Annotated in this window: 12 protein-coding genes and 1 pseudogene; 7 read left to right on the top strand and 6 right to left on the bottom strand. The window is 30.9% G+C overall.

Translation table 11 applies throughout. From position 1 onward, the window contains the following. Window positions 1-39: 39 nt before the first annotated feature. The gene (locus tag EM932_RS16650) at window positions 40-396 is read left to right on the top strand and encodes a DUF983 domain-containing protein (RefSeq protein ID WP_135878339.1); all 357 of its coding nucleotides are present in this window, start codon (window positions 40-42) and stop codon (window positions 394-396) included. A gap of 114 nt (window positions 397-510) precedes the next feature. Here the strand turns inward: EM932_RS16650 and EM932_RS16645 are convergent, their stop codons facing one another. The 5 genes from EM932_RS16645 to thrA all read right to left on the bottom strand — a co-directional run bounded on the left by EM932_RS16645 (window position 511) and on the right by thrA (window position 7,449). Further along, a complete protein-coding gene (locus EM932_RS16645; RefSeq protein WP_135878338.1) occupies window positions 511-1,911 on the bottom strand; it encodes a Gfo/Idh/MocA family protein in 1,401 nt (466 codons plus the stop codon). Window positions 1,912-2,208: 297 nt separating this feature from the next. After that, window positions 2,209-3,501: a threonine synthase gene (gene thrC, locus EM932_RS16640; protein ID WP_135878337.1), complete on the bottom strand. Its 1,293-nt coding sequence runs from the start codon at window positions 3,499-3,501 to the stop codon at window positions 2,209-2,211. A 54-nt stretch (window positions 3,502-3,555) separates the two neighbouring features. Further along, the gene (locus EM932_RS16635) at window positions 3,556-3,912 is read right to left on the bottom strand and encodes a four helix bundle protein (protein ID WP_135878336.1); all 357 of its coding nucleotides are present in this window, start codon (window positions 3,910-3,912) and stop codon (window positions 3,556-3,558) included. Window positions 3,913-3,993: 81 nt separating this feature from the next. Continuing rightward, window positions 3,994-4,917, bottom strand: coding sequence for a homoserine kinase (locus tag EM932_RS16630; RefSeq protein WP_135878335.1), 924 nt, complete (start codon window positions 4,915-4,917; stop codon window positions 3,994-3,996). Window positions 4,918-5,004: 87 nt separating this feature from the next. Beyond that, window positions 5,005-7,449: a bifunctional aspartate kinase/homoserine dehydrogenase I gene (thrA, locus tag EM932_RS16625; protein WP_135878334.1), complete on the bottom strand. Its 2,445-nt coding sequence runs from the start codon at window positions 7,447-7,449 to the stop codon at window positions 5,005-5,007. 397 nt (window positions 7,450-7,846) lie between these two features. Between thrA and EM932_RS16620 the strand changes: the two genes are divergently transcribed. The 6 genes from EM932_RS16620 to EM932_RS16595 all read left to right on the top strand — a co-directional run bounded on the left by EM932_RS16620 (window position 7,847) and on the right by EM932_RS16595 (window position 16,115). Beyond that, complete coding sequence (locus tag EM932_RS16620; RefSeq protein ID WP_135878333.1) at window positions 7,847-9,397, top strand: NAD(P)H-hydrate dehydratase; 1,551 nt, start codon at window positions 7,847-7,849, stop codon at window positions 9,395-9,397. Window positions 9,398-9,562: 165 nt separating this feature from the next. Beyond that, window positions 9,563-10,099 carry an RNA polymerase sigma factor gene (locus tag EM932_RS16615; RefSeq protein WP_135878332.1) on the top strand — a complete coding sequence of 179 codons (537 nt, stop codon included), beginning with the start codon at window positions 9,563-9,565 and terminating at the stop codon, window positions 10,097-10,099. Between the two features lie 48 nt (window positions 10,100-10,147). Beyond that, entirely contained in the window at window positions 10,148-11,077 is a 930-nt protein-coding gene (locus tag EM932_RS16610; protein ID WP_170179830.1) for a FecR family protein, read from the top strand. Continuing rightward, on the top strand, window positions 11,078-13,603 hold the full coding sequence (locus EM932_RS16605) for a TonB-dependent receptor (RefSeq protein ID WP_211344306.1): 2,526 nt from the start codon (window positions 11,078-11,080) through the stop codon (window positions 13,601-13,603). Between the two features lie 88 nt (window positions 13,604-13,691). Continuing rightward, complete coding sequence (locus tag EM932_RS16600; RefSeq protein ID WP_135878329.1) at window positions 13,692-14,711, top strand: hypothetical protein; 1,020 nt, start codon at window positions 13,692-13,694, stop codon at window positions 14,709-14,711. Between the two features lie 390 nt (window positions 14,712-15,101). Next, window positions 15,102-16,115: a hypothetical protein gene (locus tag EM932_RS16595; RefSeq protein ID WP_135878328.1), complete on the top strand. Its 1,014-nt coding sequence runs from the start codon at window positions 15,102-15,104 to the stop codon at window positions 16,113-16,115. Window positions 16,116-16,364: 249 nt separating this feature from the next. Here the strand turns inward: EM932_RS16595 and EM932_RS20960 are convergent. Then, window positions 16,365-16,569: pseudogene (locus EM932_RS20960) on the bottom strand (hypothetical protein); the annotation flags it as partial.

Below are 16,569 nucleotides of genomic sequence, written 5' to 3'. Positions count from 1 at the left end.
GCCACAGTAAATTTGCAGAATAATTCTCAATTGTAAAAAATGAAACCAATTTCAATTTTAAAAGGTAAATGTCCCCAATGTAAAAAAAATGACATTTTTAGTTCAAATGGCAATTTGTTGTTGTTTAGAATTCCAAAAATAAATGATAGGTGTAAAACTTGTAACTTTAAATTTGAAAGAGAACCTGGTTTTTTCTTTGGCGCTATGTTTGTAAGTTATGCTATAGCCGTAGCGGAATTTATAGGCGTTTTTATAATTTCTTATTTCTTTCTTGGTTTATCCCTTTTAGCGTCCTTTTTTGGAATTATAATATCTGCTATTTTGTTCAGCACCATAAACTTTAGATTATCGAGAACCATTTGGATTTATCTATTTTATAAAAAGGCTGAAGCTTAATACAATCTCTATATTCTTTTTGATCGTATTAAAATATACCTTAATACAATATTTTGTGAAAATAGAAAATAAGGCTTAATATATTGATAGTAAAAGTGTGTATTTTGATTTACGTTATAAATTGATAGATACTGTCTGTTTCGTTTCTCTACTTTTTTCTGCCATAAACCCCATAATATGACTCTCTATTGAGGCATCAATTGTAGAGGTTAATAAACTTGAATCTTGTGCTTTTACTGCTTTAATCCAGTCGGATACAAGAGCCCAGTCTCCACCGCCATGACCACTGTAATTATCTACATTTTCAACACTAACATCCCACTTGGTAACTTTATTACTTAAAAAATCTGTATGAATAAATTGATTCATATCTCCTACAATATCACCATGAGAGCCCATAATTCGAGTCCTTCTTCCGTGATATGAAGTAAATGCTTCCATAGAAAAATTAACAGTAATATCGTTTTCAAATTCCATAGAAGCAACATAATGGTCTGGTTGATCATTTTCCATTTTATATACACAACGACCATAGTTCGTGGTTTTTAACTGCTCTAAAATAAAGTCACTATGTGTGGATTCATCCTCAGGAAAATCAAATACATAAGTATAATCACGATCTCTATGATAAATTTTTAAGGCTGAATACGGACATATAGATTCTACAGCACAGCCATCAGTGCATCTATTTGTGCTTCCCACGGGAGCGTTAGATTCTTTAAACCATTTCACACTGCCAAAGGCAGAAATACTTTTACACTTTTTACCGATCATCCATCTGAGAATATCTAAATCATGGCAAGATTTTGCAAGTATAATTGGTGTCGTTTTTTTCGAATTGTGCCAGTTCCCTCTAACATATGAATGAGACATATGTATATGCTGTATAGGTTCTAAATGTTGAATGCTGATAAGTTCTCCTACTGTACCAGAATCAATCATTTCTTTAAGCTTAATAAAATAAGGCGCATAGCGTAGTACATGGCACACTGCTACGATTCTATTTGTCTTTTTTGCTAATGCAAGAATATTTCTGCATTCTTGTTCGGTTGGAGCTATTGGTTTCTCTAAAAGCACATCATATCCCATTTCCAGAGCTTTCATGCAAGGAGCGTAGTGTAAATCATCTGGAGTGGTGATTATTACGGCATCAGCAAATTTTGGTTTCTGAAATACATGTTCCCATGTTACGAATCTGTTTTCATCAGGAATATTGTGTTTCATTGCATAACGTTCATTTCTAATTGGAATAGGTTCTGCAACTCCAACAATATCTAATTCGTTTGAAAATTGAGCACCATAATTTCCATAAACATTCCCTCTAGACCCAGCACCTAAAGTTATTGCTGTTATAGGTTTTTTAATATCACTGTTTCCGTAGTTTTTAGCAGCAATTGTATTTTTAGCATCATAGGTATCTCTAAAACCATATGCTGAATTTGATAGAAGAGGGATCGCTCCAGCTCCTAATATCATATTTTTAATTGCTTTTCTCCTATCTAACTTTTTTTTCATAAAACTAATCAATTATAATGATGCATTTTTTTCAAAAATATTTATACCATTTAATAGAAAATAGGGCAGCTTCGTCTAAACTAATTCAGTAAAGTAAACCAAATTAGTTATTTTTTTCTATAAAATCAATAAAGATTATAGGCTATTTAATTAATACCAATTCTCATTTGAAATAACCTTAATAATTAAATACAACTTTAAAACGAAGCTAGATTAAATTTTTTATAAACTCAAATGACGTGTAACAAACAAAAAATGCCACGATAAGACCGTGGCATTAAAGAAATAAAGGTTGTTTTATTTCAATAAAAAAGCTTTTAAATCGTCGTAAGTAGAAATTTCTATAGCAACTTTTTCTTTGCCCATAACCGATTGAATTTGTTCTGGTAATGGTTGTTCCTCTTTTATAACGGCTTCAACTACATCTAAAAACTTGGTAGGATGTGCCGTTTCTAAAAACACACAGTGTGCACCGGGATTCTCTTTTAAATAGGCTTTAGACCCTAAATAACCAACAGCACCATGTGGATCTGTTACATAGTTATATTGCGTATAGATTTCTTTCATAGCTTCTCTGGTATCATCATCAGAAAAACTAAAAGAAGATATGTTGTCCTTTAAGGTCTCAAATTTGTTTTTATAGATTTCTTGAATACGAATAAAGTTACTAGGATCTCCTACATCCATAGCATTACTTATAGTCTGTACTGATGGTTTAGGAGTGTATAGCTGTGTTTTTAAATATTCAGTAACCACATTGTTTACGTTATTTGATGCAATAAAATGATTAATTGGTAGGCCTAGTTGCTGCGCCATCATGCCAGCACAAACATTTCCGAAGTTTCCACTTGGTACAGAAAATACGATATCATCGAATTTTTTATGTAATTGCTTGTATGCAAACATAAAATAAAATAACTGCGGTAACCAACGTGCTACGTTTATTGAGTTGGCAGAAGTTAACTGCATGTTACTAGTTAAAGTTTCATCTAAAAACGCCCTTTTTACCATAGCTTGGCAATCATCAAATGTACCGTTGATTTCTAAAGCTGTGATGTTTTGACCGAGAGTAGTTAACTGTTTTTCTTGAATATCACTTACTTTTCCGCTAGGGTAGAGTATAACCACATTGACGCCTTTAACACCTAAAAAACCATTAGCTACGGCGCCACCTGTATCTCCAGAAGTAGCTACTAGAACAGTAACCTCATTATTGTTATCTTTATTAAAATAGCCTAAACAACGCGCCATAAAGCGTGCACCTACATCTTTAAATGCCATGGTTGGACCATGAAATAATTCTAAAGTTGAGATATTATCATTTAATTGAACCACAGGAAACTTAAAAGATAATGTTTCTTCAATAATTGTTTTTAAAACGTCTTCTGGAATTTCTGGATCTACAAATTGTTTAATTGCCTGAAATGCAATCTCCGAATGTGATAATTGATCTATATTTTTATAGAAGTCACCACTTAAAGGCGTAATACTTTCAGGAAAATAGAGTCCTTTATCTGGTGCTAATCCTTTTATTACAGCGTCTTTAAAAGAGGTGTTAGGTGCTTGTTTGTTTAGTGAGTAGTAATTCATTTTTTAATAGACCACAGACGGAAGACGGAAGACCGAATTCAGTTTGTGGGAGTTTTAGTTAATATTTTTTCTAAATGCGTGCATCATGTTCATTAGGCCAAAAGCATCATTGTAAAAACCTGTAAAATCATTTTCAGAAATGTATTTTCTACTTTTGGCTTTAAAGAGGCAGGTAACAACTTCTGCTAAAGAACGAATGGAGTAACCAATAAATTTTTTTTGTTCTGGGTTAGACTGACCGATAGATTCTTCAGAAATATTTAATGCTATTGAATCTGCTGCTCTTCTTATTTGAGATGATAAGTTAAACTTTTCTTTGTCTGGAAAACTATTAGTAATTTTATCGATATCTTCTCCAAAATCCATTGCCTTTTGCCAAATAATTAGCTTTTCAAATTTGAATTTATTCATATAATTAAAATATATTAAATTTCAGTCTTCAGTCTTCAGTCTTCAGTCTTCAGTCTTCAGTCTTCAGTCTTCAGTCTTCAGTCAATAAATCTTTATTCCCTCCGTATTAATTTTTGTTACATGAATTTCAAATGTTATTCCCGTTTCTGAGTACACTTTATTCATAGCGTCTTTTACACTTTTAGCGTTTTCTAATCCTTTACTTAATGTAAAAATAGAAGGGCCAGAACCTGATATTCCAGCACCCAAAGCCCCATGATCTAGCGAAGCTTCTTTTACTTCTTTATAATAAGGGATTAATTGACTTCTATAAGGCTCTACAATAACATCGTGCAGCGATTTTTGTATTACATTATAATCACTTGTATGTAGGCCATGAATTAAACTTCCAAAATTTGCCCATTGGCTAATAGCGTCTTGCAGAGGCACTTCTTTAGGAAGAATTGCTCTAGCTTCAGACGTTTTTACTTCTATCTGCGGATGAATAATTGTTGCATATAAATCTTCTGGGGAAGGAATTTCCAGAATCTCTAAAGGGGAAATACTTTTCACCAATGTAAAGCCTCCAAAAATGGCAGGAGCAAGGTTGTCTGCATGCTCACATTTGCTGGCTAAAGCTTCTCCTTTAATGGCAAATTGCGTTAATTCGGTTTTGTTATAAGGTCTTCCTAAAAGTTCATTCATTCCAAAAACGCTACCAACAGCACTAGCAGCACTACTACCAATACCGCTCCCAGGTTTTATGTTTTTGTAAATTTCAATTTCAAAACCGCATTCTGGTTTTACCGCTTCATACATAGCTAAAGCAGAAACACCGGCAACATTTAACTCAGTTTCAAATGGTAAATCAAACCCTTCAATTTTGGTGATATAAATCCCTTTTTTATCAATTTTTCTAATGACCATCTCATCGCCAATACTGTCTAAGCAGAACCCTAGCACATCAAATCCACAGGCTACATTGGCAACTGTTGCAGGCGAAAATATTTTTATTTCGTTTTTCATAATTTATAGAAAAAAGAAAATAGAGAAAAGAAAATAGACTTCAACTACTAAGTCATTATTCTCTTTTCTTTATTCTCTTGTCTTTTTTTAATTATTCCCAATTCTAATAATATCGGCAAATAACCCTGAAGCTGTTACCTCTGCACCAGCACCAGCACCTTTAATAATCATAGGCTGTTCTGGGTAACGTTGTGTGTAAAACATCACAATATTATCCTTACCTTGTAGATTGTAAAAAGGATGACCTTTTGGTATTTCTTGTAAACCAACATTTGCTTTACCATTGTTTAATTGTGCCACATATTTTAATTGACAGTTTTTCGCTTTCGCGGAAGCGTATAAACTTTGATAATGTGTTTCATCGTCAATTAATGTTTTATAAAAATCATCGACTGAACCGCTTTTCAACCCTGATTCCGATAAGAAAGGTGTATTCGAAATATCTTCCAAATTCATTTCCATACCACTTTCTCGAGCTAAAATCAATATTTTTCTAGCCACATCAACACCACTTAAATCTATTCTTGGGTCTGGCTCTGTATAGCCTTCTGCAGCCGCTTGTTTAACAACATCATAAAATTTAGTTGTATCATTAAAATTATTGAATACAAAATTTAAACTTCCAGATAAAACAGCTTGAATGGATGTGATTTTATCACCAGAAGCAATTAAATTATTTAGTGTGTCAATAACGGGCAGACCAGCACCTACATTGGTTTCAAATAAATATGGTGCACTATATTTAAGGGATAGTCGTTTTAATAAACTGTAATTTTCATAATCGCTAGAGCATGCAATTTTATTACAAGCTACAACACCAATACTTTGGCGTAAATAGTCGGCATATAAATTTGCAACGTCTTTATTTGCTGTCACATCAACAAAGATGCTATTACGTAAATTAAGAGACTTTGTTTTTTCAAAAAAGCCTTCTAAAGTAGCTTTTTCTCCAGAAGCGAGTTTATCTTTCCAGTTTTTCAAGTCTATACCAGCATCATTAAAAATCATTGTTCTGGAGTTTGATAATCCGGCAATGCGTATATTGATTTTTAAATTTTCCTTTAAATAGTCGTTTTGTTGCTGTATTTGATCTACTAACTTTTCTCCAACATTTCCAACGCCTGTAATAAATACATTTAGTTGTTTCGTTTCAATTTCAAAGAATTGCTCGTGCAAGGTATTTAAAGCCTTTTTTACATCGTTTTCTGATATTACGGCTGAAATATTCTTCTCGGATGCTCCTTGTGCAATAGCACGGATGTTAATATTGTTTTTACCTAAAGTACTGAACATTTTGCCACTAATGCCTTGATGATTTTTCATGTTGTCGCCAACAAGCGCAACAATAGAAAGATTAGTTTCAACTATTATTGGGTTTATTTTATTTAAAGCAATTTCGTTTTCAAAAGCAGCATCAATAGCTTGTTTAGCCATTTCAGCATCTTTTTCTTCAATACCTAAACAAATAGAATGCTCAGACGATGCTTGAGTAATTAAGATGATATTAATTTTTTCCTGAGATAAGGTTTCAAATAACCTTTTAGAAAAACCAGGAATACCAACCATACCACTACCTTCTAGAGTTAATAACGCAATATTTCCAATATTACTGATTCCTTTTACAGGTGATACAGCATTTGTTTTCTCATTAGAAATAATAGTTCCAACAGCATTTGGTTCTAATGTATTTTTTATATGAATTGGGATTTCTAGATCTAAGACAGGTTGCACTGTTGGTGGATATAAAACTTTAGCACCAAAGTGTGATAATTCCATAGCCTCCTGATATGAGATTTTTTCGATAGGGTAGGCTTGTTTTACCAATTTTGGGTTGGTAGTATACATGCCACTAACGTCTGTCCAAATCTCTAATTGTTCTACTTTTAATGCAGCAGCAATAATAGCTGCAGTAAAGTCTGAACCACCACGCCCCAAAGTTGTTTGTTCTCCTGCGATAGATTTTGATACAAACCCAGGAAGAATAGTAATTTTCTGTATTGCTGCTTTAAAATAATCTACTATATTTTTATTAGTAAGACTATATTCAACTTCTGCCTTTGTGAAATTTGAATTTGTTGTGATTAATTCCTGAGAATTCTTACGATCTGCAGATAAACTACGATTTTTCATAGTTTCAGAAATTATATAGGATGATAACAATTCTCCAAAACTCACCAGTTTATCCGATGTTTTTGGAGATAACTCATTTATTAGATAGATACCATCCAGTAAATTTTTTAATTCTTCTAATCTGGTTTCTGTATATGTTATAATTGAACTAGCATTATGTGGATTTAATTCATTTAAAATATTTAAATGAATATCTTTTATAATATTAAAGGTGTCTTTAAAACTAGTGTCTTTATTTTGAGCCTGCTTACCAGCTAAAAGCAGCTTATCTGTAATACCACCAACGGCAGATACAACGCATATAATGGAATCTTTTTGTGAATACCTAGTTAAAATGTCTATGACATTATTTATGTTTTTTGCAGAACCTACTGAAGTTCCCCCAAATTTTAAAACTTTCATTTTTTTTAATGAATTGATAATTGAAAAAATATTTTGATGTTGTAATTGTAAAAATTACAATGATAGCCTGAAGAATATATAGTTAGCAACCCCAAAGGGTTGTAATAATTGTAGTTGTACCAAAAATAGTAGTCTCTTCTATTAGAGAAGAGAAATATATATCTATATTTTGGTTTAAATGATTCATTATATTCATATAATACTGCTCAAAAGTATTACTTTTAGCCTAATAAAAAAACAAAAGTTGCTTTATTTGTAGTATTCTTATATAGAAGCTATTTTCTTAAAATAAAAACGACGAAAGTAATAGAGAGTTGAAAAATTAATAATTGAACTCATCTGGGCTTTTTACTTAAATATAAAAAGTAATCAAGAGATCATTAATAAAAAAGAGTAAATGAAACTATTTTCTAAAGAACAGATTTACGAAGGAGATAAGCTAACTTCAGAACGTCAAAAAATATCATCAACAGATTTGATGGAGCGTGCAGGGATGCAAATATTTAACTGGATACATATGCGTATGCAGGGGGCACAAGTGCCTATTCATATATTTTGTGGTATTGGAAATAATGGAGGTGATGGATTGGTGCTTGCCAGACATCTAATTCTAGATGGTTATAATGTTAAAACCTATATTATTAATTGTAGTGATAAACGATCAAAGGATTTTTTAATTAATTATGACAGAATTAAAAATGTTACTAAAGATTGGCCTACACTTTTAAGCTGTACTGAGGATTTTCCTGAAATTAATCCAGATGATATTATTGTTGATGCTGTTTTTGGTATTGGATTAAACAGACCTGTAGACGATTGGGTTAAGGCATTGTTTATGCATTTTAGAAGTACAAAAGCATTTACTTTATCTATTGATATTCCTTCAGGATTAAGTACAGATAAGGTTTTAGAGGACGAGGATCGTGCCGTTTGGGCTGGTTATACGCTAAGTTTCGCTTCGCCTAAATTGGTTTTCTTTTTACCAGAAACTGCCAAACATACTGTACAATGGGAAGTCTTAGATATTGGTCTTGATCAAGAGTTTTTATTAACTACAAATACAGAGGCAGAATTAATAGGAAAACATGAAGTACTACCTCTTTATAAACCAAGAGAAAAATTTTCACATAAAGGGCAATTTGGTCATAGTCTTATAATTGGAGGAAGTTATGGTAAAATAGGAGCTGTGGCATTAGCTAGTAAAGCTGCTTTATCTGCTGGGGCTGGTTTAATTACTACATATACTCCAAAATGTGGATATATACCTTTGCAGGCATCTTTCTCAGAAGCCATGGTTATAACAGATACTGATGAAGAAATAATCACAGACATTAAATTTGATATAGAACCTACAGTTGTAGGTTTTGGAATAGGAGTAGGAACTAACCCAAAAACTATAAATGCTTTTGAAGCTTTTTTGAAGAAAAACAAGGCGCCTTTGGTTATTGATGCAGATGGAATCAATATGTTATCAAAAAAGAAGGCTTTATTAAAATTACTGCCAGAACAAACCATTTTAACACCTCACCCAAAAGAATTGGAGCGTTTAATTGGAACCTGGAAAGATGATTTTGATAAATTAAAAAAAGTAAAAGCATTTTCGAAAAAACATACATGCATAGTTATTATAAAAGGAGCCAATACCATTACCGTGTTTGATAATAAGCTTTATGTAAACACGACAGGAAATCCCGGATTATCTACAGCAGGAAGCGGTGATGTATTAACTGGAATTATTACTGGATTGATTTCGCAAGGTTACACCCCGTTAGAAGCTACAATATTTGGAACGTATTTACATGGAAGATCAGCAGATATTGCCGTTGAAAACTTTGGTTATCAAAGTTTAATTGCTAGCCATGTTATTGACTATCTAGGCGAGGCTTTTATTGATTTGTTTAAGCAGCCTGAGCAACCAGCAGAAGCAGAAGAACAAAAACAAGAGTAATTTAAAAACAGCTTAGTGTCCCTATTCTTAAGGGGTTTAAGCTGTTCTTTTTTTAAACTGTACTTCACAAATAAAAAAACGTATAAAAATTGAGGGTTTTTCTAATTTAAAACGTTTAATAGTAAATTACTATTAAATTTTGAACCCTGAAAATATTTAAGATTAATGAATTGTGATGATTACTCATCTAAAGATTCTATTTGTGAAGAACGTAATTATAATATCGCTTTTAGGAAGCATTCCAAAGAAGTTTTTAACTACTTAGTGTATCATTACGGAGATAAGCAATTAGCAGAAGATATCATACAGGAAGCCTTTTTAACATTATGGCAAAATTGTAAAAATGTGCCTTTAAAAAATGTAAGAGCCTATTTATATACAATTTCTAGAAATAAAATAATCGATAGTTTTAGAAGTATTGGTCATGCACAGAACTATAAAAAAAATATTATTAACACTACTGAAAAGCAAACACCAGAATATATTTTTGAGGAAAAAGAGTTTCATCAAAAACTAAATGGAGTTCTTGATTCTATGCCAGAAAAGTATAGGGTTCCTTTTTTGCTAAATAGAATAGATAAAAAGAAATATAAAGAGATTGCAGAAATAATGGATGTTTCTGTAAAATCTGTAGAAAAAAGAATTTTTAATGCTTTAGAGTTTCTACAAAACGAGTTGCAAATTAATAAAAAACGTTTTTAAAAGAGGTTTTTTTTAATTTGAAACGTTACATATTTAATGACCATTGTTATGGAAGAAAATAAACCTAATAATATAAAGAAGTTTTTAAATTTTGAGTTTTCTTCAGAAGAAGAAAAAGAAGCTTTTATAGAGTCATCTGAAACCTATTCAGAATACAAAGACATTATAGAGCTTTTTGAAAATGTTAAGTCTGTAGATTATGATAAGGATGGTGCTTTAGAAAAACTAGATCATGCTCGTTTGAAACCTTCAGTTAATAAAAAGCGTGTTATACCATGGCAGAAAAAATGGTTGCCTATGTATGTAGCAGCGACAGTAGTGCTATTTGTTTCAGTGGTTTTGTTTAATATTAAAAACAATCTCGAACATCATACACTTGCTGGAGAATTTACGCAAATTTCACTTCCCGATGCTTCTAAAGTTTGGTTAAATGCAAAATCAGACATAGCCTATAATAAGAAGTGGGAAAAATCAAGAGCAATAGATTTAAAAGGAGAAGCCTATTTTGAAGTTGCTAAAGGAGAAACATTTACAGTTAAAACACCACAAGGAACTGTGACGGTTTTAGGAACTAAGTTTAATGTAAAACAACGTCATACCTCTTTTGAAGTTTATTGTTATGAAGGTAGAGTATCTGTTATGTATAATGGAAAAGAGACTATCTTATCAGCAAATAATTTTTTTAATTCGAAAGCGCTAGATAAACATATACAGACAACTACTAGTGTTGCTGCAAAACCTCATTGGATAGAAAAGATGTCAGTTTTCGAAAACACATCAATAAATGATGTCGTTTCAGATATAAGTATTCAATACGATGTAGAATTTAATATGAATAATAATTTAAATAAAGACTTAAAATATACTGGAAGTTATCATTATGATGATGCGCTGGAAACTGTTTTAAACATTTTATGTGAATCATTGGATTTAAAGTATGTTAAAAAAGGAAAAAGTATTTATTTGAATAAAAAGTAGATGACCCCAAAAAAAATGCCTCGAATAAGTGTATTCATGATATGCTTGTTTTTTTCAACATTCTGTTTTGCTCAAAAAAACACTATTTTACTTGAAACGCATCTAAAAAAAATTGAAGTATTTTTTAAAGTGTCTTTTAACTATGAATCTTCATTACTTAAAAACAAGATATGTACCAATTGTTTTTATAATGAAAACACATCTTTAAAGGCACATTTAAGGTATTTAGAAAGAAATTTTATGCTTTCTTTTACCATTGCTACACAAAATAAAATAGTAGTTAAACCAATAAAAAAAGATGTGCTGTATTTTTATGACAGTGAAGATAAGACTCCTTTAGAACATGTGCTAATAACAGATGTAAATAATAATAAAACTTGGGTTACTAGTAAAGAAGGGCAAGTATTTTTTAATGATGCTATCCCTAAAACAATGCAAATCTCACATCTTATTTATGGTAAAAAAAATATAGATATTAGCAAATTAAAAACTAATAAAATATATATGACTAAGCAAATTCAGGGCTTAGAAGCATTTTTTATTTACCCTTTCTTTTCTACAGGAACCTACAAGCATACAGACGGCACTTTTTTCATTAAAACTAAAGAAGTTGGAACATTGGCTGGATTAACATCACATGATGTTATTAAAAATTTGGAAAACCTACCTCAAGTTAGCAGTAATAGTGAGTCAATTTCAGATTTAATTGTTAAAGGAAGTACTCAAGACCAGAATTTATTTGTGTGGAACGATATTAAAATCTACCAAAACAGTCATTTTTTTGGGTTAATTTCTGCATTTAATGAAAATTTGCTTTCTACAATTACCTTATATGATAATGCAACGCCTGCAGAATATGGAAATAGCACAAGCAGTGTTATTAGTTTGGAGCATGAAAAAAAGTTTTCAAAAAAAATAACAGGTGGGATAGGGGTTAATTTTTTAAGTGCAGATGGTTATGTTAAGATACCTATCAATGAAAAATCAGAATTATTGCTCTCAACAAGAAAATCGTTGACAGACGTTTGGGATTCACCAACGTATTTGAATTATGCCAAAAAGGCTTTTCAATCTTCAAACATTTCTGAATCATCGCTTAATGTTTCAAATAATAATGTTATAGAAACTAAAAACACCTTCGACTTTCATGATTCACAATTGCAATATAAGTTAGCAGTAAATAAATCTAACTCTATCGGGCTAAACGTATTGCTTTTAGCAAATAATTTATCTTATGAAGAAACTATTGCGTTAAACAATACCAGAAAAGAGAGTAAGTTGAAACAGGAAAATGCCGCTTTAGGATTTAATTGGCGACATATTTTTTCTAATAAATCTCAACTAGAAACTATTATTAATTATTCTAACTACAGTCTGCAAGGTGGCAATTTTTTGTTGTCTAGAGATATTTCAAGTTTTCAAAGTAATAGAGTTAGAAATTATGAAACGACTTTAAAATACAGTTCAACGCCAAAAAATAAAGGATTTATATATGAAGCTGGAATTTGTCAGGAGCATTTAACTGTAACGAATAGAATTAATAATTTTAATGAGTTTTTTAAAAGCTATAAAAATCAACAAAGTAATATTTATGGCGTGTTTGGAACGCTAAATTACACTAAGAAAAAAATAAAAACAGGATGGAATTTAAGAAATGTCTATTATGAATTTTTAAAATCATTTCAGTTTGAACCTCGGTTTCATATAACTTATATGCCAATACCAGAGGTAGATATTCAGGTTAGAGGAGAGAGAAAAACACAAAATATTTCTCAGGTTATTAATCTGGAAAATAATTTTCTAGGAATCGAAAAACGACGATGGTTTCTTGCAAATAATACTATTGCCCCTTTACAAAAAAGTAAGCAATTAGAATTGTCTTTTGGTTTTAAGAAACGAAAACATATGCTAAATGCTAGTATTTATTCTAAAATTGTAGAAGGCATTACTACTAATAATCAGGGTTTTCAAAACCTTAATCAGTTTGATAACCTTTTTGGATCGTATGACGTTAAAGGCTATATGTTTCATTATAATTATAAAAACCATTTTTTTAATACTTGGGTAAGTTATAATTATAGTACAAATAAATATAAGTTTAAAGATCTTAATCCATCTCGTTTTTATAATAATAATGATATTAGGCATAGTCTCATTTCTGGAGTAAATATTAAGCATAAATCATTTAATTTGTCTTTTGGTATGGAGTATAGCTCTGGGAAGCCTTATACTTCGATAAACAAAGACTTACCAATTATAGAGGGTGAGTTTAATGCCATTAATTATAATGAGCCAAATACAGAACGGTTAGAAGATTATTTAAGGTTTGATACTTCTTTAAGTTATCATTTTGATATTTCAAAAAAGATAGATTATAAATTAACAATAGGTTTAATTAATATAGCAAACAGGAAAAATATTCTAAACCGCTATTATACCTTAACTGAAGACAGAGAAAACATAGAGGTTTTAAATAAATACGGATTAGAATTTACTCCTAATGTATCATTAAATATTGATTTTTAAGGGAGTATGGTAATTTAAAATAATATATAGGTTTTTATTATTTACAATCATTTTCGTAGTAATAGACCCTTAAAATATAGTTAATAGTATGAGCCATTTTTTTAAAATATTATTTATTGTAGTATGCCTTTTAGGGGTTTTACAATCTTGTTCGTCAGAAGAAACAACTATCGAAACAATATCGCGAGAAGATAGAATTTCATCGGATTTAGTAACTAAAATAATTAAAACTACAACTTCAAGGAATGATTATAGTCTCATTAATTTTGATTGTGAAAATGTACTTATTGCTGGTGATTTTATAAATAGTCAGGGAGATGCAGCAGAGCATACTTTTAATACATCTTTCTGGAACGATGAATTAATGTTGGATGCTTTGAAAGGCATTTTCTCTGAAACTCAAATACGATTTACTAAAGATGATTTTCATATCGAAATTATAGCTGATTTTGGAACTAATGGACCAGGTATTTTAAATACAAGAGATAATGTAATTGACTATTTTGAAGATTGTAGTTTTGAAGGGAATACGACTTTCTTCCATCCAGAGCCTGTTACAGTATCTGAAATTAACTATAATTGTTCAGGAAATGCGAAGTATTTTATAGGACAAAATTTTTTCCCAGATGTTTATATAACTGAAGATGCTATACCTCTTAACGGTGGTGTTGATGCAGTGCAAGAGGCTTTGTCAGCATATAATTTAGCTAATAATTCAACATATAGTATAGAAGAACTTAAAGTTTCTCAGGTTAATTTTACATCGCCAGAAGGTACTGATTCTCGTGCTATAGGAAAGGAAGAAATAATGAATTATTTTGAAGATTGTATGTTAGACAGGGATATTAATGATAATGATTGTATAAATTTTAAATATCCATTCGTAATGAATAAGATTAACCTTCAAACAGATGAAATTGTTCCTATAACTATAAATAACGACAGTGAATTAAATCAGGATTTCTTTGGTCAGTTTGAAAACGTAACGTTTAACTACCCGCTTACTTTAATTACCTTAAATGGAGATGAGATTGTAGTAACATCTAATAAAGATCTTGAAAAGGCTTTGACTAACTCAGCAGATTATTGTACTAATGACGACTGGTAAGGTAATAAAATTGTAATAAAAAACTAAAAATTCTTTAAATCAAAATCCCGATTATTGTAAAAATATTACCTTGATTACTTATTGTTATTTATTTAAAAGAGGCTGTCTAAAAAGTGTCATTCTGAATGGAATGAAGAATCTCTTTAAAATATATGGCTCTGATTATGAGTGAAATAAGATTTTTCGCGTTGCTCTGAATGACAAGATTAACCACTTTTCAGACAGCCTCTTTTGCTTTTTAACACAAATAATTCAATGAGCCTAGGCACAGCAAGTCTTGGAGAACCTGTATTTATTGGGCTATCCGCAGAATTATTTTAATAAAGAGGAGGGTTTTATGATCTACAATCGTTTTCATAATAACAAAACCCAAAAAATATGATTAATAGTATGAAACACATTTTTAAAACATTATTTATAGTAACATTTCTTTTAGGAACTATACAATCTTGTTCGTCTAATGACGAGACAACTCAAACCATATCAGATGAAGTCAAAATTTCACCAAATTTAGCTTCGTACATAAGTTTAAATGCATTATATAAAAATGATTATAATCTCATTAATTTTGATTGTGAGAATGTTTTAGTCGCAGGAGGTTTATTAAATAGCAAAGGAGACTATTATGGAGACGTTAATTTTAATACATTATCATGGAACGACGAATTAATGTCGGAGGTACTTGAACAAGCTTATATTGACACTGAAATACGATTTACAAAAGATGACTTTTCTATATTATATATAGCACCTTCTACCTTTTTTGGTGACATATATTTAAACAGAAAAGATATTACTAAATATTTTAAAGATTGTAGTTTTGAAGGAGATACAAAAGCCTCTCCAGAGATTGAACCTGTAAAAGTATCTGATATTAATTACAATTGCTCAGGAACTGTAAAGTATTATATTGATGGATTGATAAATAGCACGTCATTTATTATATCACTTAATAAAGGCATCAACGCAGTAGAAGAGGCCTTATTATTGTATAATAAAGTTAATAATTCTCAGTTTAGCCTTGATAACCTTAGAGCTAACTATGTTACGTTTACTTCACCACAAGGAACAAGTTCTCGTGCAATTGGGAAAAACCAAATGGTTAATTATTTTGATGACTGTATTTTAGATAGGCCTGAGCAGCTTAATGATTGTATCAATTTTAAATATCCATTTGTTTTTAATAAAGTTAATATTCAAACAGAAGAGATTATACCTGTTACAGTAACTAGTGATAGCGAATTATTTCAAACCTTTAATCCTGTAGATAATCATTACTTAACAATTGACTACCCGCTTACTTTAATTACCTTAAATGGTGATGAAATTATAGTAACGTCTAATAAAGAACTTGAAGATACTTTGACTAACTCAGCAGATTATTGTAAGAATGATGAATGGTAAAGTAATAAGGTTATAACAAATTCAATAAAGAACTTAAAAATTCTTTAAGTTAAAATCCTAATTAACGTGAGTTTCTTAAGTAAATAATATTCTAAAGAACCAAGTTAATTATTTGAAATATAAGTGTTTGTCATGTCGACAGAGCGAAGCATGAGCCTTTCGACTTTAGTTTATGCTGAGCGTAGTCGAAGTACTCAAGATAAACTTTCGAGACATCTCATCATGATGAGGTTCCCTGCCTTCTGGCAGCTACGGTGTACCCACATCTTTTATGAGTTTAGTTCCTTCTATTATATATGATAATCTATCCAAACCTCGTTTTAAAGCAATCACGCCAGGCGGTCCTTGTGAGTCATAGCCTTTCCATCCACCGATCCGTCCAACAACCCAAGCTGCCCACTTTGTTCGTTGGGGCTTATGGTGGTTTTGAAGTTTAATACTTTTTCCTTGTAAT

The sequence above is a fragment of the Flavivirga rizhaonensis genome (assembly GCF_004791695.1).
GTDB classification, from domain to species: domain Bacteria; phylum Bacteroidota; class Bacteroidia; order Flavobacteriales; family Flavobacteriaceae; genus Flavivirga; species Flavivirga rizhaonensis.
The sequence above is the reverse complement of the archived record's forward strand: the minus strand, read 5'-3'. Positions and strand labels throughout refer to the sequence as shown.